Here is a 21,262-nt window from a genome sequence, read left to right on the forward strand (position 1 = left end):
CTTTTCCCTCCTTTGTTACTTGATTAAGGCATTGCTGTCGAGGATTAATGCGACTTGTCCATCTCCCAGAATCGTCGCACCTGAAATGGCGAAAGCTCCGGATAAGTAGTCGCCGAGCGACTTTAAGACGACCTCCTGCTGACCAATGAATGAATTAACAACGAGAGCTGCCATCTTTTCTCCTTTTCGAACAATAACAACAGAGTAGTATTCCTCTTCATCCAATTCCTGCGGTACACTCAGCACATCTTTCAAAAAAACGAGTGGTACGACTTTCCCTCGGAAGTCAATGACTTTTTTGTTATGGGCATGCATGATTTCTTCTTTTTTCACGATGGCCGTTTCAATAATTGATGAAAGAGGGACAGCGTATTTTTCTTTTTGTACTTCCACCAGCATTACGGAAATAATGGAAAGGGTGAGCGGCAGCTGGATGGAGAATATACTCCCCTCATCAGGTACCGAATCTACGGAAATACTCCCTCCAAGAGATTCGATGGTGTTTTTCACAACATCCAGTCCTACACCTCTACCTGATACGTCAGAAATGGTGTCTGCCGTTGAAAACCCGCTTTCCATGATCAAATCGAACACTTGAGAGTCAGTCATAGCCGCTGCCTGTTCTTCTGTGACCACGCGATTGCTCACCGCTTTTTGTACAACTTTGTCACGGTTTATGCCGCCTCCATCATCAGAAATTTCAATGAAGACATGATTACCACTGTGGTATGCTTTCAATTCAAGCTTTCCTGTGGCAAATTTCCCTTTGGCTTCTCTTTCTACTGGACCCTCAATTCCATGATCGATCGCATTACGAATAAGGTGCACAAGTGGATCACCGATTTCATCAATAACGGTACGATCCAATTCTGTTTCAGCTCCTACTACACTTAAATCAATCTTCTTATTCAAATCTTTTGAAAGCTGGCGGACCATCCTAGGAAATCGATTGAACACCTGCTCGACTGGTACCATACGCATGTTTAAGATGATGCTTTGCAAATCCCCAGAGATTCGTGTCATGCGTTCGACTGTTTCACGTAGTTCCGTGTGCTTTAGATCATCTGATATTTGTTCAAGGCGACCCCGATCAATCACAAGCTCTTCAAACAAGTTCATAAGAGCGTCCAATCGATCAATGTTGATGCGGATGGTTTTACTCCCTACCTGTTTTCCTTCTTTCTCTTCATTTTGGACAGGCGGCCTTTCTTGACCAGCCTTTTCCTTTTGTGGAGACTTCGAATCTGCTTCTTCTTTCGTCTCTTCAGAAATCTGATAGACAGTGACATGAACACTTTCAATTTCGGATACTTTTTTAATTTGACCTTCTATGTCCTCAGGAGAATCTGCTGTAACGAGCAAAACCTGGAAACTCGTTTCAAAATCTTCATTCTCCAAGGCTTCTACAGAAGGAGAGGACTTGATCACATCCCCTGACTGCTCTAAGATTTCAAAAACCATATAGACACGGGCGGCTTTCAAAAGACAATCCTCTCTTAATGTAACTTCAATCTGGTAATTGCTTTTTCCCAATTCACTAGATTGTTCCAGAGCTGCTTTTGTATATTCATCAATTGAAAGTAAAGAGGCAGCTTCCGTCTTCTTTGATGTAGACACCACAGCAGCAGCCTCCGCTGCCCCTCCTTCACCGTTTTCGATGTTTTTTAATAACTCGACGACTCTTTCGACATTTCTTTCACCCGAGCCGCCTTCCGCTATATCAATGACCATCGCTTCCAAGTCATCTACAGAATCAAAAACGACATCCAAGATGCCTTCATCTACTGACACTTTTGCATTCCTTACAGCATCAAGGACATTCTCCATTTTGTGTGTCAAATTGGATAGATCTTGATATCCCATTGTTGCTGACATGCCTTTCAATGTATGGGCCGACCTGAAGATTTCATTGACGATGGTAAGGTCTTGAGGATTTTTTTCCAACTGTAAAAGTTGGTCATTGATGGATTGCAAATGCTCTTTACTTTCATCAATAAAAACTTCCAAGTATTGATTGGTTTCCATAGCTCTACCTCCTTTTATGTTGAAGAGATTCTACAATACTGTGACTGATTTCATTTAATTTCCTGACATCATCAGCAAGACCTGATTTCACGATTGCCTTTGGCATTCCGTATACAACACAGGTACTTTCATCTTCTGCGATCGTGAAGACGTTCCTTCCCTGCTCCTTCATGGCAAGAATCCCTTCTAAACCATCGACCCCCATCCCTGTCATGATGACAGTGGTTGTGGAGAACCCCGGTAGATTCGCAATGGAAGAGAACATCACATTCACTGAAGGTCTATGACCATTTAGAGGACTGGATTCATGTAAATGAATCCTGAGACGCTGGTTATCCTTTACCACTTCCATGTGGTACCCGCCTGGAGCGATATAAGCAACGGCCTTATGTATTTCCTCCATATGTTCCGCTTCCTTCACTGAAATTTCAGACAGCCTGTCGAGGCGTTTAGCCAAAGATTTCGTGAATCCTTTAGGCATGTGTTGAACGACTAAGATCGGGGCAGGAAGGTTGCCTGGAAGAGAGGTCAAAACCTCCTGCAAAGCTCTGGGTCCTCCGGTGGAAGTGCCTATGGCAATCAGATGCCCTTCCTCTTTCATATCGTCAGGGGCACGGACTTTTTTACTGGAGATTATCGTAGATGGTGGCTTTACTTTGGCCTCTCCTGCAATAAGAACCTTGCGGACAACATCTTTGTCTACCTTTTCCATATCAAGAGAAATAGAGCCCGATGGTTTTTGTATAAAATCCACAGCTCCAAGACTCATGGCTTTCATCGTGCTTTCCGCTCCCTCCTGTGTCAAACTTGAAACCATTACTACAGGGAGCGGAGAACTTTCCATGATCTTTTGTAATGCCTCTAAACCATCCATGACTGGCATTTCTATGTCCATTGTTACGACGTCCGGCCGTAAGGTGTCCAGCTTTTCCAGACAATCTTTGCCATTCCTAGCGGTGCCAACAACCATGATTCGATAGTCTTTTTCTAATATATCCGTCAAAATTCGCCTCATAAAGGCGGAATCATCGACGATCAGTACCCTCAGCTGTTTCATTTCTCTACCTCTCAAAAACAAATCTCTTTAATTTATCCACGAACGAAAAGGATGATGATGCCTGAGTACGGCTCTCGTTCAAATAACCAAGCACCAGCTCCTCAAGGGATCGGCTCACTCTGCTTTTAGGTCTGTCAATCACATATGGACGCTGTTTATTGACGGCTTCAAGGACAGATCTGTCATCAGGTAAAACGCCTAATAAAGCCACTTCTGATGCTAAGAACCTCTTGACTACAAGCGCTAATCGTTCAAAAGTCTCTCTGCCACTTTTCTCATTAAGCGAACGGTTCACGAGAATTTTAATCGGAAGTCTGTTGTCTTTATGTACAAGATGCTTAATCATCGCGTAACCGTCCGTAATTGAAGTGGGCTCGGGAGTAGTCACTACGATCACCTCGTGGGCCGAGCTTATAAAGTGCAAACTGTCTTGAGTTGCCCCTGCCCCCATGTCGAAGAGGATATAATCGAATGACTTGATCAACTGTTCAAATTCATTTTGAACATAGTTGAATTTCGCGTCGTCAAGTTCAAAAATGCGTGTGAGTCCTGAACCGCCGGCAATATAGGGCAAGGATTCTGGTCCTCGTTCAATAATATCTTGAATCGAGATATCTTCCTTAAATAAGTCCACAAATGTCCTTTTGGGTGATTTCCCCATTAAAATATCGATGTTTCCCATACCGATATCCAAATCAAAGATCAAAACCTTCCGGCCTTTCCTCATGAGCTGCAACGCAAAGTTCACGCAAAAATTCGACTTGCCCACCCCACCTTTTCCGCTGGCAACAGCTATGGTTTTCGCCTGTTTGTTTCCTTCCTTCTCCTGCATACGCATGCGAAGAATTTCAGCTTGATCTTTCATTTGCAAAACCCTCCACAACTTCTCTAGCAAGGCCCATGGCGGACGCTGTATTAATGTCATCCGGTACATTCTGCCCATCCGTCAAATAAGCAACCCCGACAGCATGAGTAAGGACCATGTTTACGGCATTGCCCTTTCGTGCGGTTTCATCGGCTTTAGTGAAAATCAGCTGATGGATGGGAATATCTTTGAATTGCATAAGGATCTCACTCATATCGGTGAACTTGCTCGTCAATCCTAGTACAAGGAAGTTATCCGAATCCTCATGAAAGTCGATCACCTTCTGCAGTTCACGGATGAACAATGAATCCCTGAAGTTCCTTCCTGCCGTATCAACAAGTACGAGGTCGAAATCTTGAAAACGTTCCTTCGCCTTCTTGTAATCCTCCATGCTATAAGCAACTTCTAGAGGGATATCCAAAATTTTTGCATATGTTTTCAACTGATCGATCGCGGCAATCCGATATGTGTCTGTTGTAATAAAACCCACGTTCAACTGGTGATTTAAAGCGGCATCCGCCGCAAGTTTCGCAAGCGTGGTCGTTTTTCCCACGCCCGTAGGTCCGACTAAGTGGATGAATTTCTTATCGAAAGCAGGTTTCCCAAATTTCATCTGCTTCATAGATTCATGCAATTCCAGTCTCAGGTGGTTTTCAAGCTCGGTTAAATCTTTGAAACTTTTTCTTTTTTCCAATAGACGATCAATCACATTTCCTGCTACATCTTCCGTGACTTCACGCCCTAAGAGAAACTGATAAGCCATTTCAAGCGGTTCAGGATAAGCTTCTTTTCGATTTTGAATGATGGACCTAAGCTCTTTCAATTCCTCCATAATTTCACGATTCGGGTGGACGTTGGATGGTTGTTCTACCATTTTATCAACCCGTCTCGTTGGATCAGGTGTCCTCTCGTGCTCATCAGAAGGGTCAATGGCAGCAATGACTTCTGTGATCTCTTTTTGGAACAGACCTAAAAATCCATTCGATTTCTTCACTTTGGAATTTAGGATCACAGCATCCGCCCCTAATTCCGCTCTCACTTTCTTCATGACTTCCGGCATTGTAGCCGCTTGAAATTTTTTCACTCTCACGCTACATTCACCACCCCTACACTCTGGACTTCTACCGTTGGATCTAATTCGTTATAAGATAATACAACGACTTGAGGTAAGAAACGATCCAGCAGTTGTTTTACATACATCCGTACCGCTGGTGAACATAGAAGGATGGCTGTTTCTTCCTGTAAGGACATTTGCTCCACCTGTTCTGCAATCGCAGCAATAATGGTCTGCTGATTTTCAGGATCCAGGGCTAAATAACTTCCATGCTCTGTCTGCTGGATATGATCGGCAAGGATCTTTTCCACTTTTCCAGAAACGGTAATGACTTTCACTAATTGATTGTCTTTTTTATACTGGTTCGTAATTTGCGCGGACAGAGATTGCCTCACGTATTCAGCCAGCAACTCCGTATCATTGGTCATTCTTGCGAAATCAGCGAGCGTTTCAAAAATAACAGGCAGGTTTTTCACAGAGACATTCTCTCGTAATAATTTCGCAAGGACTTTTTGTACATCACCTACACGAAGCGGCTCTGGTGTAACTTCTTCTACAAGGATCGGGTAAGATTCTTTCAGATGATCGATCAGCTGCTGTGTTTCCTGCCTTCCGAGCAACGCATGAGCCTGCTGTTTTATAACTTCGGTAATATGTGTTGACACAACAGATGGAGGATCCACCACTGTATAACCGGATAGTTCTGCTTCATCCTTCTGTTCTTCCGTAATCCATTTTGCAGGAAGGCCAAACGCAGGTTCCCGGGTATCGATCCCTTCGATTCCATCATCATCTCCTGGGCTCATCGCTAAGTAATGATCCAATAAAAGCTCCCCATGAGCCACTTCGTTCCCTTTCACTTTAAGACGGTACTCGTTAGGGTTCAGCTGTATGTTATCTCTGATTCTTACAACAGGGATGACGATTCCAAGTTCAATCGCCAACTGTCTTCTGATCATGACGATACGGTCCAGGAGGTCTCCTCCCTGGTTCGTATCCGCAATCGGGATCAAGGCATATCCAAACTCAAACTCAATCGGGTCCATACTTATCAAGTTTACAACGCTTTCTGGGGATTTCATTTGATCGCTCTCCGCTTCATCCATCTCTTCCGGTTCATCAAATTCCGGTTCTTTCTCCTCTCGGGATAACCAATACCCACCAAAGGCAAGAACAGCCGCAATGAGTGTAGTCAGGAAGATCGGAATCGGTGTCAAACCAAGAAGGAAGATGGTCACAGCAGCAATGTAAAGCAGCTTCGGATAGCGAAGCAGCTGACTGGTGACATCTGTACTCAAATTTCCTTCAGAAGCCACCCTCGTTACAACAATTCCCGTCGCTGTTGAGATGAGAAGGGCAGGAATTTGACTGACAAGGCCGTCCCCTACCGTCAAGCGCATGTACGTATCTATCGCTTCGCTGAAAGACATGCCCATCTGAACCATACCGATGATCAGTCCAAAGATAATGTTGATCAAGACGATGATGATTCCAGCAATGGCATCTCCTTTCACGAATTTACTCGCACCGTCCATCGCTCCATAGAAGTCCGCTTCATTTTCAATTTTTCCCCTACGTTCTTTTGCCTGGTGTTCATTGATCATTCCAGCATTAAGGTCTGCATCAATGCTCATCTGCTTCCCTGGCATCGCATCCAGAGTGAAACGAGCGGCCACTTCAGAGACTCTTTCCGCCCCTTTTGTGATAACGAGAAATTGAATGATGACCAAGATGACGAACACCACAAATCCGACAAGCGGGTTACCGCCAATGACAAACGTTCCAAATGTCGCAATCACTCCCCCAGCTTCTGCTTCAGAGAGAATGGAACGAGTAGTGGAAACGTTCAACCCCAAGCGGAATAAAGTAAGTAATAATAGCAATGTCGGGAAGACAGCAAACTGCAGAGCTTCATCCATGTTCATAGACACAAGGATGACAATAAGGGCAAGGGTAATATTAATAAGTATGAAAAAGCTAAGGAGCCACCCCGGCAACGGTATGACAAGCATGACGATAATTAAAATCACGCCGATAAGTACAGATAAATCTCTTGCTGACATAAGGGTTTACTCCTTTCTTACATTTTTCTTTCTAATTGATAGACATAAGCTAACACTTCAGCAACAGCTTTATAAAACTGTTCATCGATCGGCTTGTCAATTTCTGAATGCTGGTACAAAGCTCTCGCCAGTGGTCTATTTTCCACAGTCACCACATTGTTTGATTTCGCCACTTCCTTGATTTTAAGAGCGATAAAGTCTACGCCCATCGCGACCACATAGGGAGCATCTGACTGCGCTTCATCATATTTGATCGCTATGGCATAGTGAGTGGGGTTGGTAATGACAACATCAGCATCCGGGACCTCACTCATCATTCTCGCTGCTGACATTTGGCGTTGCTTTTCCTTGATCTTTGCTTTAATTTGCGGATCACCTTCCATGTTCTTGTGTTCATCTTTAATGTCTTTTTTGGACATCCGTATATTTTTTTCATGGTCATATTTTTGATAGGTGTAATCCAGAACAGATAAGATCAACAAGGCTAGTGCGGAAGCCAGCCCCATGATGGTCGTAATCGTTCCGAAAAAAGCCAGTGCCGATTCCACCGACTTCTGGGACATCATCATCATTTGGTCTTTATTGACCCAAATGATGGCAAACGTGATGACCCCAACCATGCTGATCTTTAAGAGTGATTTCAGCAGCTCGACCAATGCTCTTGCAGAAAAAATCCTTTTCGCACCTTTGATGGGATCCAATTTTTTTAAATCCATTTTCAAAGGTTCTGCTGTGAACATAATCCCTACCTGAAGGAGATTTGAAGCAATACCAGCAACAACCGCTACCCCCATGATGGGTGCTATGATTTTGGTTATTTCCATCGTCATCTCCACGAACATCGCATGGGTCTGTTCTTGAGAAAGATCTTTATGTATGTACTCATTGAACGCCACTTTGTACATGCCTTTGAGTGTCCCTTCCATATAACCCCCTAGAAGGAAAAGCGTTCCGAATATGAGGAGCAGTAAAAAGCCGGTATTCACATCCTGGCTTTTCGGGACCTGCCCTTTTTTTCTTGTATCTTCACGTTTTTTCGGTGTGGCTTTCTCTGTTTTTTCATCTGCAGCAAAATACTGGAGATCAAGCTTTAACCAAACCATTATTCTCAACCTCCGAATACTTGCATAAGATCACGCATCGTCACCAGCATCGTTTCAAATAAATTCTGTATGAGCATGACATAAAAAGTCATGGCAATGACAAGCACAGACAGGGCTACAAAAATTTTCAATGGTAAACCAACAACAAAGACATTCAGCTGAGGTACTGTTCTCGCGATGATGCCAAGAGCGATATCCACTAAAAACAGACAGCCGACGATTGGAACGGCCATAAGAAAAGCAACAACGAACATTTGGTTGAAAGATTGAATGACGAACATAATCCATCCTTCTTCTCTTAAAGGTAAAAATTGATCGATGGCAATCATTTCATAGCTGTAAAACACGCCGTCAATCATCAGATGGTGACCATCCACAGCTAAAATAAATAATAGAGTGATAATATATAAATACTGTCCAATTAATGGACTTTGAGCACCCGTCTGCGGGTCAATGACGTTAGCAATGGCAAAGCCCATCTGGAAATCTATGAATCCCCCTGCGATTTGGATTGCTGAGAGAATTATGTAGGCTAAGAGTCCGACACCGATCCCTACGGCCATTTCTTTAAACAATAATAGAAAATACTCTGCATCAATGGTCAGTTCAGGCGCAGGAACGGTGAAGTACATGATCGCAGCCAAGAAAAAACTGAAGGCGACTTTATGTCTCGTCGGAACGGTCCGATATGAAAAGAGAGGAAGCGTTACAAAAAAAGACGTCACCCTTACTAATATGAGCAAAAACGCTGGCACATTGGCCCAATCGATCGTATCCAGCATCTTATCCCACCAGGATATTCAAGTTATTAAAAATATTAGCAGTGAATTCAACCATATTGGTAAGCATCCACGGCCCGAAGACGATGAGACCAATCATAACAGCCACGATTTTTGGAATGAAAGCAAGCGTTTGTTCCTGAATTTGCGTCGTTGCCTGAAAAATACTGACAAGTAATCCAATGGCCAGTGCCAAAATCAATAATGGACCCGAAATGAGGAGGACGGTATAAATGCCTTCTTTAGCAAACGAGATCACCATATTACTGTTCATTCTTTAAACCTCCGATCTTAAAAGCCTTCCAATAAAGATTTTGATATTAAGTACCACCCATCCACTAGGACAAAGAGTAGAATTTTAAATGGCAGGGAGATCATGACGGGCGGAAGCATCATCATTCCCATGGACATAAGAACACTCGCTACAGCCATATCAATGACTAGAAAAGGAACAAAGATCATAAATCCCATTTGAAAAGCCGTTTTCAATTCACTGATGGCAAAGGCTGGAACAAGAGTCGTGAGCGGGACATCTTGAATGCTTTCAGGTGCTTCCAAGCCTGAATAATTCATAAATAATGCGAGATCCTTTTGTCTCGTATGTTTTCCCATGAATTCTTTCATAGGTTCACTTGCTTCCTCATAGGCTTCATCTAACGTAATTTCTTCATTGAAAAGCGGTGTCAATGCTTCTTCATTCACTTCCTGAAATGTGGGGGCCATAATGAAGAAAGTGAGGAATAATGCGATCCCGATGAGAACTTGATTGGGGGGCATGGATTGAGTAGCCAGTGAAGTCCTGACAAATGACAAAACGATCAAAATTCTTGTGAAGCTTGTCATTAATATTAAAATGCCCGGTGCCAAGGATAGGACCGTCAGCAATAAAAGCAATTTGACTGAAGTTGCGACACTCTCCGGGTCTGAACTTGAGAAGATATCAATGAATTCATTCATGCTCGGAATCCCTCCTCTTCTCATCCATAACTTTCTTCCTTTTATCTTTCATATCGTTCAATTGGTTTTCAAACAGTTGCTGAAATTGAATAGAAGAGGAGCCACTTGGTTCCTGTCTGTCTTTCCATTTGTTCGTCCATTTTTTTATGTTCAAGTTTGGAGATGGGCTCCCGTTCTGCTCCTGATTCAACAACGTCTGCTTTGTCTCTTCTTCGGTGATTTCAGTTATGATCTGTACCGTCTCCCCCACTCCCAGGATAAAGACTTGTTCACCAATACGTACAGCCTGGATCGAGCGGCTTGGGCCCAGGTTCATTCCACCCAGGTTCTCCATCGTACGGTTCTGATTAAACATTTTATTTTTTTGGTTAAAGAACTTAAGCAATCCATATAGCAGAGCCACTACAAAGATCAATGCAAAGATCAGTTTAACCACATTCCACACAAGACTACCCCCGCCCTTCATTTCTACAGGGGAATCTGATGTCTGCTGATCTTCTTTCTGCCCACCTTCAGAGGAAGGACAACCCTCAAGCTGAGGGTTCTCCAAACATTCGAAGGCCGAGGGCTGGGCAAATCCTTGTACAGGAAAAACTGTCATCATCAGGATGATGAGCACGGCTGCCACTGTCACTCTTGTTGTAGAAATCATGGACACTCTTCTTAACTCAACGCTTTTTGAATAGCTTCGATTACACGATCAGCCTGGAATGGTTTAACGATAAAATCTTTCGCTCCAGCCTGAATGGCATCCACAACCATGGCTTGCTGTCCCATAGCGGAACACATAATCACTTTGGCATCCGGGTGTTGGCCTTTAATTTCCTTCAATGCCGTAATTCCATCCATCTCCGGCATTGTAATATCCATCGTAACCAAATCCGGCTGTTCCTCTTTATAGAGTTCAACGGCTTTTTTGCCATCTTCCGCTTCACCAGCAATTTCATAGCCGTTTTTCGTTAAAATGTCTTTTACCATCATTCTCATAAATGCTGCGTCGTCTACGATCAGTATTCTTTCTGCCATATTAAATCCTCCCTATTAATGCTCTATTTATCGTAATTTTGTTAAACGTTCTTTAGGACTCAGGATATCCGTCACACGTACGCCGAAGTTCTCATCAATAACGACAACTTCCCCTTTGGCCATCAATTTTTCATTGACATGGATATCCACGGGCTCTCCCGCTAATTTATCAAGTTCAAGCACAGAACCTGATGATAATTCCAGTATTTCTCTGACAGAACGTTTCGTCCGCCCAAGCTCTACCGTCACCTTCAAAGGAATGTCCATCAACATATCCAAATTCTTTTGTTCAGACCCATTCAATTGCACAGGCGTGAAACTTTGAAACTCGGCCGTTTGAACATTTGCATCATCTGCTGACTGTCCGGCCGGTCCTCCTACATATTGCGGAGAATGAGGCGGCTCTTCTGTCATGGGAGATTCATAGAATGTATGTTCAGACATGTTGTCCCCCTGCTTCTCATGATTTTGAACAGAAGGTTGCTCTTTCACCGGTTCAGTTTCACTCTTTGAAAGTGGTTTCTCTGCAGACGTAAAGCTCTCTCCAGCCTTAGATTCTTCCTGCTGTGGGTTCATTAATTCTTCCACAAGCTCTTTAGCGAAACTCACCGGGATGAGCTGCATGATATTGGAATCAATCAAATGCCCTACCTGGAGTTGGAAGGAGACTTTTACAAGCACTTCCTCGTCCGGAATCTTGTGCGTACCTTCATCTTCCTCCAAATTCAGCACATCGATGGCTGGCGGAGATATGTCTACTTTTTTATTAAAGATCGTCGACATACTCGTAGCCGCAGATCCCATCATCTGATTCATCGCTTCCTGTACGGCACTCAATGCAATTTCATTCAGGTGATCATCCGGGTCGGTACCGTCACCGCCAAGCATTAAATCAGCAATAATGGCGGCATCCTTCGTTCGAATTACGAATACATTTTCACCTGAAAAACCGTGGGTATAAGTAACGCCGACCGCTACGTGCGGCTTCGGGAATTCATCCGGTAAATTCTTTCTTTCCAAGACGGAAATCTGCGGTGTTGTAATATCAACCTTCTGATTCAAAAGTGAAGATAGGGCAGTCGCTGAACTCCCGAATGAAATGTTGCCGATCTCACCTAAGGCGTCTTCCTCCAATGACGATAACGTTTCTTCATTATCCAAGAGGCCCTCTTCGTTGTCATTGTCACCCCCACCGTTTAATAGCGCATCAATTTCATCTTGGGATAACATATCATCACTCATTTTCTCCGGCACCCCCTTGATATTCCTCTAATACTTGCACAGCCAGTTTATTTCTTGATTTCCCTGGCTGTATGTAAAATTTAACTTCATCATCCACCTTCATTTTCAGCGGTTGATCGATGGGCTGGTCAAGACGGATGACATCCTCTTTACTCAACCCTAAAAATTGTTCGATGCTCATGTCAGCCTCTCCGAGGACCGCCCTAACATCCAGCTCTGCTTCCTTGATGGTATGACTGATGGCTTGGACTTCTTCTGGATCCCGTTCTTTTGGTTTTTCTTTCTGCATCCAGTAGTGCACAGATAATCTTGGGATAATCGGCTCCAGTACAACATGCGGAATACAAATGTTGATCATCCCGCTTGTCTCGCCTATGGTCGTGTTCAATGACACAACGACTACGGTTTCATTTGGTGAGACCATTTGTAGAAATTGCGGATTCACTTCAAATTCTTCCAGTAAAGGATCGATATCGACAATCGAGCCCCATGCTTCTTGATAATTCTCTAAAGACCTTTCAAAAAGATGAGACATGATCGTTGTTTCAATTTCGGTTAAATTCTCGATCTTGTTGACGCTGCTTCCTTTACCTCCAAGCACACGATCCATCATGGCGTAAGAAACGTTGGGATTTGCCTCTAAGAGAATCCGTCCTTCAAGGGGAGGCACGCTGAAAATATTCAGGATCGTCATCGTAGGAATCGACCGGATAAATTCTTCATAAGGCAACTGATCCACTGATGCCACTTCAATGTTCACATAAGTTCTCAGTTGCGCTGAAAAATAAGTCGTCAACAACCTGGAAAAATTTTCGTGTATTCGTGTTAAACTTCTGATCTGATCCTTAGAAAAGCGGAGCGCTCTCTTAAAATCATAAACTTTTACCTTTTTTTCATTATTTTCGTTCTTTAACTCCTCTGCATTCATCTCCCCGGTAGATAGGGCCGAAAGCAATGAATCGATCTCATTCTGCGAGAGAACCTCTTCTGCCAAAACCTCACCCCCCTTTCTTTTTCTCTATTATTGAAGGACCTTGTTTACCGTATAGACGTCTGTGACTTCTCCTTCATCCATGAAATCATTCAGTCTTAATTTGACTTTCGCTTCAAGATCTGAGAGTCCAGACTGAAACGTCTCAGAATCCATAGTCGATAATTCTTTCAGAAGAACATTTTGCATTTGAAAGTCTCTTTTCTTCATTTCTTCCATCGATTCTTTGCTATCCGTCACAACCCGAAAGCTGATCCGGACATAATCTCCGTTTTGCAAATCCGTAGTAATCTCTTCTGTTAAAAAAGAGGCTTCACGAATATCATCAATCGATCTTTCCCCACTCGCTTCGCTTTCTCCATTAAAATTGAGAACAAGCACAAGTGCTACGACACCGATGACGGTCAACGTGCTTAACGTAATCACCATCACTTTAAATCCATTCATTCGTCATCCCCTGCCTTGTCTCTCACCCCGACAATACCGATGTTTTTATAAAAACTCGTGACCTTTTCAACGACCTCAGCTTCACTTTCTTTCACGAGGATCGTCCGGCCTGTTGTTGTGATCACTGTCGTATCAGGGTTCGATTGGATTTGCTCTATGTAGATAGCATTGAAAGTAAAAAGCTGGCCGTTTAATTTAGTTAAAGTAATCATTGATATATAGAGAGGGGCGGATATTCAACCCCTCTACCCCCTTTTATCGTTTCAAGTTGACGAGTTCTTGTAAGATTTCATCCGATGTAGTGATGATTCTTGTGTTTGCCTGGAATCCACGTTGAGCCGTTATCATTTCAGTGAAGGACTCCGCAAGATCGACGTTGGACATTTCCAGTGCTCCAGATACTGTCTGCCCCGTACCGTTTTGACCAGGAGCAATTAAATCATCGATACCTGCTAAACCTTCGCCATCAACGGAGTAAACTCCAGCGTTATTCGTATTCTGGAACGCATTTCCTCCAATTTTCTGAAGACCACTCGGGTTAGAGAATTGCGCCAAACGAATTTGACCAGCTACAGCAGTATTACCAGTACTATCGATGTAGTTGACTGTGCCGTCGGTCTGTATACTGAAACTTTGGGCATCTGTAGGAATGGTGATTGCTCCTGCTCCTCCACCTTCGCCGTTCTGACCAATCAAGTATTTTCCTTCACCATTTACAATGGCTCCATCACTATCCAGATAAAAGTTCCCTGCACGTGTAAAAGATAAATTAACAGCTTGCAAATCCAGAGCAGCATCATCCGTCGAAATGGGAAGCTCTGCTGTACCTTCACCCAAAACGAACATCCCATCTCCTTCTAAAGCTAAATCCAATGGACGGTTCGTCGTTTGCCTGTTTCCCTGAGTGTGGATGGTATCAATTGAACCCACTTGAGACCCAAGCCCCACCTGGGAAGGATTCAATCCCCCTCTTATATTCTCTCCGTCAGCCAAAGCGGTAGGCCCCTGAGCGGCAGACATCGTCTGGCTCATCATATCCTGAAAAGTGACTCTCCCTTTTTTAAAACCATAAGTGTTGACGTTTGCGATGTTATTTCCAATCGTATCGAGTTTTGTCTGAAAGCCTTTCATACCAGAAATCCCTGAGTACATTGAACGTAGCATATTGACGACATTCCTTTCCTTCGGTAGGTTCACCTGCATCAATCGGTCAGCAGATGGTAAGGCCTCCCGTTAAGGGTCCAGCCTATTCGTTTACAAAAATGGTTCCATTAATATTGGTGAAAATCTGAGATTGTGTCTCCTCGCGGTCCATGGCGGTTACAACCGTTCGATTTTTTGAGCTGACCACGAGGGCTGCTTCCTTAAGTACGACCAAGGATTGGTCGACCCCTTTTTTGCGGGCTTCGATCATTTTCTCTCCAATTTTTGACCAGGTTTTTTCACTGATCTCAATCTTCCGCTCTTGTAACCTGTCCATCGCATGTTTACTTACTTTGATTTCTTTCGCTCCATGAAGGAACTGTTGAAAAGGAACATTAGCCTTCTTAGCCAGCGGCTGCTTTTTTGGTATGGATAACGGCCTGTGTAAAGATTGAATGCGCGGGTCCATCTTATCCCTCTTCAACCTCTTTCTCAGAATTTCCGTCCACTTCACCAACTTTGGTAATGTGTGCCACTGAGATTTTCTCTCCTGATTCGAGTTCCAGGTAAGTTTCTCCTCCGGACTGGTTGACCGCTTGGACAATGTCTGATTCCGTACGATCCACTAGTCCTGTATCCTGATCATAAACTGGATAAGAAACTTCTTTTCCAATCAGCCCACTGTATTGAATAAGCGGAGGGAGATTCTGGGTGTCTATGAATCTTTGAAAGGACTGTGACATATTTGTCATCTGTTCAAGGCTTGAGAACTCTGTCATTTGTGAAATAAACTCTTTGTCTTTCATAGGGTCCAGCGGATTTTGGTTTTTTATTTGAGCCATGAGGATTTTCAAGAAATCATCTTTACCGAGCGTGCTGCTCCCGGTCCCTCGAACCTGCTGATTCTGCAAATAGAGAGAGGGATCAATACTTGTCATACCATCACCTATACTTTCTCATTCATTAAGATTTCGTGGAAACTGAGTTCTTCGTTCTCTGTCATTTCCATATCATCCTGCTCTTCAACATGCTGATTATGGTCATTTGGTTGCTCCCGGTCTTTACTGCTGCTATCCATCTGCTCATGGAGCTGTTGCTGCAAAGCAGATGATTCCACCTTTTCTATCACCACTTGCTGAGGGGAAAACATATGTCTCAGTTGCGTTTTGTTCCCTTCGAGCATCTCTTTAGCGGCTTGACTCGTTACTAATATCTTCACTGCCATTTCCCCATTAACCTGAGCAAATTTTACGGTTAGATCCCCAAGGTTCCCCGGTTTCAACTTAATCAGCATTTCCATACTGCCTTTAGGATTTGTGAGCAGCCGACTGGATTGAATGATTTTCTCCAGCTGCTGGATCATCTGTTTTTGAGAAGATGTGCTCTCTTGATTCTGGTTCATATGGATGACATGTTGTTCCACTTTAGTCATGGGCATCGTTACATTATTGGATAATGGCTGATACTTGGGGGCTTGAAGTTTAGGCTCTTGTTGAAGATCTTCCCCCATTGCCTGCTTCACCCATTTAACGATGTCCTTTCCTGTTAGAGGTGTTTGTTGATGGTAAGTTTTTGGAACATCCGTCCGGTTTTGATACATATGGATCAATTTACTGAACACCTGTCGCTCTTGAAGCGTACCTTCCTGAGTAATCCTTTCAAGAACACCCTGCCCTGTTGATTTATGATTAGGTAGCGACTCAACAAGATGCATGAACTTCTGTAACAATTCCTTCATTTCTTTCCCAGCTTTATGAGAAGCTTGAGGAGAAGGATCTTTCTCATGAAAAGTCTGAATGATGCTCTTCATCTCCTGCCATGTCTTATGTAAGTTTTTTTCTATGTGGTCAGGATTTGAAGCAGATACAACCTCTTCCCCAGTAAATAAAGGAGTAAGGTGCTGCAGGGAGCTTTCACTCTTTGTCGTCACTGTTTTCAGAAGTAATGCCAGTTCTTTGAATGTTCCTGCCAGTTCCTGGGTCTGTTCGGATAAATCAGCAAGGGGTTCTTCAGCGATGAGTTGCTGTCCCAGTTCTTCCATGGGTGAAATTATTTTTGAGAAAAGTCCTTCAGAGACCGCTCCTTTAGCATTGCGAATGGTTTCATTCCAATACGCACCTTGACCATCAGACCATTCACCTTGTTCTATCAGGTTCGAAATCATGGCCTCGATTTTATTAAAAAGCTCCATGAATTTTTCTTTTGTTTCCTTTAGGTTGCTTTCCTCTGGAATTGACACTGTGGTCCTTCCTTGAAGATCGAGAAGAATAGATCCAAACAAAACTTCTTCAGTGGCTCCCTCTTCCTCTTTTTTCATAATAGAATTCATCACTTTTTTGTGAGATGGCCCGGAGAGCGTCATTAAAGCTGTATTCATTTTTTTGCACCCCCTTTCAAGGAAGTCTTACTCTTCAATCAGCATACTTGCAATGTTAGCTGCAGCTTCAGGGTCCATCTGACCCAGGATTTCTCCTTTTTCTTCACTGGCTACTTCACTCAAGACTTGGACCGCTAGATTTTGGTTCATACTTTCGAGGATAGGAGCCGCTTCTTCTGGATCCATCTCCTGAAAGGAGCGAGCCATTGCTGATACTTTTGAATCCTCATTGTTCCCCTCTTCTGCCACTGCCTCTTCCAAATCAGCTTTCAACTGCACCACTTGTTGTTCCAGTTCATTGATTTGACTCTGTTTACTATCAGCTTCTGATTGGAGTTCTTCCACTTCCGCTTCTTTGTTGGCAATGACGGCCTTCAATCGGTCCATCTCGCCACCATCTGTATCTTTACCTTCAGATGAAGCAACAGAGGATAGACCTGGAATACGACTGGCGTACCTCTCAACCTCCTCAAAAACATTTACGCCACTCAAGGTGAGTACAATCAATGTCAGTGTGATAAGAAAAATCAAGGGAAAGATAATGGCGGTGATGATTTTCAAAAAGGATTTTTTGTCTTTTTTCGTGTATGTACTCTTTGTCATTCCATCACCTATTCTGAAAATTCAAGTATTGTTGCATGGATAGTTCATCCATCTGCTTGGTTTCTTCATGTTTCATAAAATTCCATTGCTCTTCCTGCTTATGCTCCACAATCTTTTCAAACTTCTTCACCTCTATATGAGCCCTGGAAAGTTTGGCTTGTTTTTGCTGCATATTCACTCTGGCAATTTGCACAGCAGGTTGGAGGTGGTCGATCGTTTCCTGTAAACTTTGTATGTATCGCTGGTGCCGCACGATCGCATCCGCTCTCACTGTTTGGTTCTTCATTTCTTCTTCAAAGCTTTTTTCCGCTAATTCCTTTTTTCTCAGGCATTCATAAAGTTTTTCTGCCTGTTTTTCGAAATCATTGACCGCATCCTGATAGACCTTGTGGTTTTGTTGTTTCTCTCTATCTCTCAAGTCTCTAATTCTTTGGAATGTTTGAATTTCAGCCATGTCATTCAGCCTCCTATAGGAACAGATTTCTCAAATCTTCCACGGACTTCTCAAATCTTGCTGGTTCGTGAATCCCTTGTCTTAAAAATTGAATGATGGCAGAGTGATAGGATATCGCTTGGTCGATTTCTTTACTGGACCCTTTTTTATAGGCCCCGATTTGAATCAACTCACTATTTTCTTCATACGTAGCTAAAAGAGCTCGCAACTTCTCAGCTGATTCCTTATGCTCGTAAGAGACAATTTGCTTCATCACTCGGCTGATGGACTTCAAAATATTGATGGCTGGAAAATGTCCTTGTTCCGCGAGTTTACGATCAAGAACAAAATGACCATCTAGAATTCCCCTTACAGTATCAGAGATCGGTTCATTCAAATCATCACCATCAACTAAAACTGTGTAAAAGGCTGTAATCGTTCCATTTGTACTGGACCCCGTTCTTTCTAATAGTTTGGGTAAGAGTGCAAAAACGGAGGGCGTATAGCCTTTGGTCGTCGGTGGTTCTCCAGTTGCAAGACCGATCTCACGCTGCGCCATGGCAAAACGAGTGACAGAATCCATCATCAAATTGACGTTATACCCAAGGTCACGAAAATATTCACTGATGGCTGTCGCTGTGTAAGCTCCCTTTACTCTCATCAAAGCTGGCTGGTCGGAAGTAGCAACGACAAGAATGGAGTTTTTTAACCCCTCATCACCGAGATCATTCTCAATGAACTCCCTCACTTCCCGCCCTCTTTCCCCAATCAAGGCGATCACATTTAAATCGGCGGAGCTGTTTCTGGCGATCATTCCCATCAAGGTACTTTTACCAACACCGCTTCCTGCAAATATACCGACTCTCTGTCCTTTGCCGACCGTCAACATGGTGTCAACAGCTCTCACGCCTACTTGAATCGGTTCATGAATCGGTGGACGCATGAGAGGGTTGGGAGGATTCTGGTCTGTAGGATACCCCCTTAAACCTAGTGGCATCGATGCACCATCTAACGGGTGCCCTGTAGCATCCAGGATCTTACCGACAAGCCCCATCCCGACTTTGATTCGCATAGGTTCACCGGTAGCTTCGACAATGCTTCCAGGCCCCACTTCCTTTAATTCTCGAAAAGGCATCAAAAGGATGTTTTCATTGTTGAAACCGACCACTTCGGCTGCGATTTTTTCTTTTTGTTCAGAAGTATGGATATAACACAAATCACCGACAGAGGCTTCCGGCCCTTTGGATTCAATCATAAGTCCGACAACCCTATGAATTTTCCCGTACCTTTTCATAGATTTTGCATTGGCGATCGCATCAAAATAACGCTGACTATTCATTTCCCATCTCCTCATGTGCCACCGAGAGCAGTTGATGCCTAAGTTCTGATAACTGAGTACCTATGCTTCCATCAAGTCTTCCAAACCGTGACTCCACGATACATGCGTTAGGGTCTAACTCTTCTTCTGCATAAATACTTAAGTATGAGGATGGTGTAATCAGCCTTTCAAGTTCATCAGACTGCTTATGGACCAAACTATATTTTTCCGGGTGGACATACAAGGCGACTTCTGGTTGTCCTTTGACCTCTTCCATCACTTTTTTAACCACCGGCATAAACGAAGTCGGATCTTCTTCCAGTTTCTTGTTAAGAATCTTTTCGGCAGTTTTCATAGCTACTTCTACAATCGTTCTTTCACTATTTGTAACCATACGGTCATGCGAATCTTTCGCTTGAAGGATCATATCATTAGCCTGGGATAACCGGGTTTGGAAGGTTTCGTATCCTTCTTTATGACCTTGTTGAAATCCCTCTTTCATCCCTTTCTGATAGGCTTCACTTTCAATCATTTTTCTTTCTTCTTCCCAAGTGGCTTTCAAAGACTCTATTTCTTCTTCCGTGGAACGAATCAATTGATTCCTTTGCTTCTTGGCGGCCTCTAAATCTTCTTGAGCCTGCTGTAAGTGCTGCTTGATTTGCAGCCTCTGCTTGTCTTGTTCTTCTTCATTTGTGCGATGTCCTTGAAAATGAACAGGTCTTAAGCCAATGACACGGCCATTGGAAGAAGATCCGCCATTAGACAATGATGTCATCTCCTCCACCTCTTGCTATTACGATTTCTCCAACATCTTCTAAACGGCGAATGGTGGAAACTACTCTCGTCTGCGCTTCTTCCACATCCCGCAGTCTGACAGGTCCCATAAATTCCATCTCTTCTTTAAAAGTGGTTGCCATCCGTTCAGACATGTTACTGAATACGATGTCCTTCACTTCTTCACTGGACACTTTAAGTGACAGTCGCAGATCATCATTTTCAACATCACGGATGATCCTCTGTATCGCTCTGTTATCCAGAGCAACAATATCCTCAAACACAAACATCCGTTTCTTAATTTCTTCTGCGAGTTCCGGATCTTGTATTTCAAGGGAATCCAGGATCGTCCTTTCTGTACTACGATCAACACCATTTAAAACTTCCACAACCGCTTGAATTCCACCCGTTTCTGTATAGTCCTGAGTGACTGTTGTAGACAACTTTTTCTCAAGAATTTGTTCTACTTGACTGATCACTTCAGGGGAAGTGGAATCCATGGTGGCAATCCTTCGAGCCACATCTGCCTGAAGTTCCTGGGGGAGTTCTGATAATATCTGTCCAGACTGTTCAGGGTCGAGGTAGGACAATACTAGTGCTATGGTTTGTGGGTGCTCGTTTTGAATAAAGTTCAAGATCTGATGAGCATCCGCTTTTCTCGCGAAGTCAAATGGCTTCACTTGCAAAGATGAAGTGAGTCGCCCGATGATATTTGATGCTTCATCTGAACCAAGTGCTTTCTCAAGAATCGTTTTAGCATAGCCGATTCCACCCTGTGAAATATAATCCTGAGCTAATGCAATTTGATGAAACTGATCCAGGATCTCTTCTTTTTCTTTACTATCCACTTTTTGAACAGAAGAGATTTCTAATGTCAATTGTTCAATCTCTTCTTCATCTAAATGTTTGTAAACTTGAGCAGCAACATCCGGACCAAGAGAGATCAACAGAACAGCCGCTTTCTGCTTGCCAGTCAACTTTGTTTTTCTTAAGGCCATAAATAGA

Annotated in this window: 24 protein-coding genes; all 24 read right to left on the reverse strand. The window is 43.3% G+C overall.

What is annotated here, in order from left to right:
• Positions 1-15: 15 nt before the first annotated feature.
• The 24 genes from VKA52_RS20215 to fliG all read right to left on the reverse strand — a co-directional run bounded on the left by VKA52_RS20215 (position 16) and on the right by fliG (position 21,255).
• On the reverse strand, positions 16-2,025 hold the full coding sequence (locus VKA52_RS20215) for a chemotaxis protein CheA (protein ID WP_326316987.1): 2,010 nt from the start codon (positions 2,023-2,025) through the stop codon (positions 16-18).
• Positions 2,026-2,029: 4 nt separating this feature from the next.
• Positions 2,030-3,082 (reverse strand): protein-glutamate methylesterase/protein-glutamine glutaminase, encoded by a 1,053-nt coding sequence (locus tag VKA52_RS20220; RefSeq protein ID WP_326316989.1) that lies wholly within the window; start codon positions 3,080-3,082, stop codon positions 2,030-2,032.
• A gap of 4 nt (positions 3,083-3,086) precedes the next feature.
• Complete coding sequence (locus VKA52_RS20225) at positions 3,087-3,947, reverse strand: MinD/ParA family protein (protein WP_326316990.1); 861 nt, start codon at positions 3,945-3,947, stop codon at positions 3,087-3,089.
• Positions 3,931-5,031, reverse strand: coding sequence for a flagellar biosynthesis protein FlhF (gene flhF, locus VKA52_RS20230; RefSeq protein WP_326316991.1), 1,101 nt, complete (start codon positions 5,029-5,031; stop codon positions 3,931-3,933). Before flhF ends, VKA52_RS20225 begins: the two co-directional genes overlap by 17 nt.
• 2 nt (positions 5,032-5,033) lie before the next feature.
• Positions 5,034-7,064 (reverse strand): flagellar biosynthesis protein FlhA, encoded by a 2,031-nt coding sequence (flhA, locus tag VKA52_RS20235; RefSeq protein ID WP_160913226.1) that lies wholly within the window; start codon positions 7,062-7,064, stop codon positions 5,034-5,036.
• A gap of 17 nt (positions 7,065-7,081) precedes the next feature.
• Positions 7,082-8,167, reverse strand: a complete 1,086-nt coding sequence (gene flhB / locus VKA52_RS20240) for a flagellar biosynthesis protein FlhB (RefSeq protein WP_326316994.1) — start codon at positions 8,165-8,167, stop codon at positions 7,082-7,084.
• A gap of 5 nt (positions 8,168-8,172) precedes the next feature.
• Positions 8,173-8,949, reverse strand: a complete 777-nt coding sequence (fliR, locus tag VKA52_RS20245; RefSeq protein ID WP_160913222.1) for a flagellar biosynthetic protein FliR — start codon at positions 8,947-8,949, stop codon at positions 8,173-8,175.
• Between the two features lies 1 nt (position 8,950).
• Complete coding sequence (gene fliQ / locus VKA52_RS20250) at positions 8,951-9,220, reverse strand: flagellar biosynthesis protein FliQ (protein ID WP_089652403.1); 270 nt, start codon at positions 9,218-9,220, stop codon at positions 8,951-8,953.
• A gap of 17 nt (positions 9,221-9,237) precedes the next feature.
• The gene (gene fliP, locus VKA52_RS20255) at positions 9,238-9,903 is read right to left on the reverse strand and encodes a flagellar type III secretion system pore protein FliP (protein ID WP_160913220.1); all 666 of its coding nucleotides are present in this window, start codon (positions 9,901-9,903) and stop codon (positions 9,238-9,240) included.
• The gene (locus VKA52_RS20260; protein ID WP_326316997.1) at positions 9,896-10,555 is read right to left on the reverse strand and encodes a flagellar biosynthetic protein FliO; all 660 of its coding nucleotides are present in this window, start codon (positions 10,553-10,555) and stop codon (positions 9,896-9,898) included. The genes fliP and VKA52_RS20260 overlap by 8 nt, the downstream gene beginning before the upstream one ends.
• 11 nt (positions 10,556-10,566) lie before the next feature.
• Positions 10,567-10,929 (reverse strand): response regulator, encoded by a 363-nt coding sequence (locus VKA52_RS20265; RefSeq protein ID WP_160913216.1) that lies wholly within the window; start codon positions 10,927-10,929, stop codon positions 10,567-10,569.
• 27 nt (positions 10,930-10,956) lie between these two features.
• A complete protein-coding gene (gene fliY, locus VKA52_RS20270; protein ID WP_326316999.1) occupies positions 10,957-12,171 on the reverse strand; it encodes a flagellar motor switch phosphatase FliY in 1,215 nt (404 codons plus the stop codon).
• Positions 12,164-13,165 carry a flagellar motor switch protein FliM gene (fliM, locus tag VKA52_RS20275; protein ID WP_160913212.1) on the reverse strand — a complete coding sequence of 334 codons (1,002 nt, stop codon included), beginning with the start codon at positions 13,163-13,165 and terminating at the stop codon, positions 12,164-12,166. Before fliM ends, fliY begins: the two co-directional genes overlap by 8 nt.
• Before the next feature lie 27 nt (positions 13,166-13,192).
• The gene (gene fliL / locus VKA52_RS20280; protein WP_326317000.1) at positions 13,193-13,609 is read right to left on the reverse strand and encodes a flagellar basal body-associated protein FliL; all 417 of its coding nucleotides are present in this window, start codon (positions 13,607-13,609) and stop codon (positions 13,193-13,195) included.
• Positions 13,606-13,821, reverse strand: coding sequence for a flagellar FlbD family protein (locus tag VKA52_RS20285; protein WP_160913208.1), 216 nt, complete (start codon positions 13,819-13,821; stop codon positions 13,606-13,608). The genes fliL and VKA52_RS20285 overlap by 4 nt, the downstream gene beginning before the upstream one ends.
• A gap of 43 nt (positions 13,822-13,864) precedes the next feature.
• Positions 13,865-14,773, reverse strand: coding sequence for a flagellar basal body rod protein FlgG (gene flgG, locus VKA52_RS20290; protein ID WP_160913207.1), 909 nt, complete (start codon positions 14,771-14,773; stop codon positions 13,865-13,867).
• An 82-nt stretch (positions 14,774-14,855) separates the two neighbouring features.
• The gene (locus VKA52_RS20295) at positions 14,856-15,221 is read right to left on the reverse strand and encodes a TIGR02530 family flagellar biosynthesis protein (RefSeq protein ID WP_326317002.1); all 366 of its coding nucleotides are present in this window, start codon (positions 15,219-15,221) and stop codon (positions 14,856-14,858) included.
• Between the two features lies 1 nt (position 15,222).
• Positions 15,223-15,690 (reverse strand): flagellar hook assembly protein FlgD, encoded by a 468-nt coding sequence (flgD, locus tag VKA52_RS20300; protein WP_326317003.1) that lies wholly within the window; start codon positions 15,688-15,690, stop codon positions 15,223-15,225.
• Positions 15,691-15,698: 8 nt separating this feature from the next.
• A complete protein-coding gene (locus VKA52_RS20305) occupies positions 15,699-17,129 on the reverse strand; it encodes a flagellar hook-length control protein FliK (protein ID WP_326317004.1) in 1,431 nt (476 codons plus the stop codon).
• Positions 17,130-17,156: 27 nt separating this feature from the next.
• Positions 17,157-17,732: a magnesium transporter MgtE N-terminal domain-containing protein gene (locus VKA52_RS20310; RefSeq protein ID WP_326317005.1), complete on the reverse strand. Its 576-nt coding sequence runs from the start codon at positions 17,730-17,732 to the stop codon at positions 17,157-17,159.
• Positions 17,733-17,736: 4 nt separating this feature from the next.
• Positions 17,737-18,186, reverse strand: a complete 450-nt coding sequence (fliJ, locus tag VKA52_RS20315) for a flagellar export protein FliJ (protein WP_326317006.1) — start codon at positions 18,184-18,186, stop codon at positions 17,737-17,739.
• Positions 18,187-18,199: 13 nt separating this feature from the next.
• A complete protein-coding gene (gene fliI / locus VKA52_RS20320) occupies positions 18,200-19,504 on the reverse strand; it encodes a flagellar protein export ATPase FliI (RefSeq protein WP_326317007.1) in 1,305 nt (434 codons plus the stop codon).
• Entirely contained in the window at positions 19,497-20,258 is a 762-nt protein-coding gene (gene fliH, locus VKA52_RS20325; RefSeq protein ID WP_326317008.1) for a flagellar assembly protein FliH, read from the reverse strand. The genes fliI and fliH overlap by 8 nt, the downstream gene beginning before the upstream one ends.
• Positions 20,242-21,255, reverse strand: coding sequence for a flagellar motor switch protein FliG (gene fliG / locus VKA52_RS20330; protein ID WP_206945033.1), 1,014 nt, complete (start codon positions 21,253-21,255; stop codon positions 20,242-20,244). Before fliG ends, fliH begins: the two co-directional genes overlap by 17 nt.
• Positions 21,256-21,262: the final 7 nt, after the last annotated feature.

The sequence above is a fragment of the Halobacillus sp. HZG1 genome (genome assembly GCF_035818575.1).
Lineage (GTDB): Bacteria > Bacillota > Bacilli > Bacillales > Halobacillaceae > Halobacillus > Halobacillus litoralis.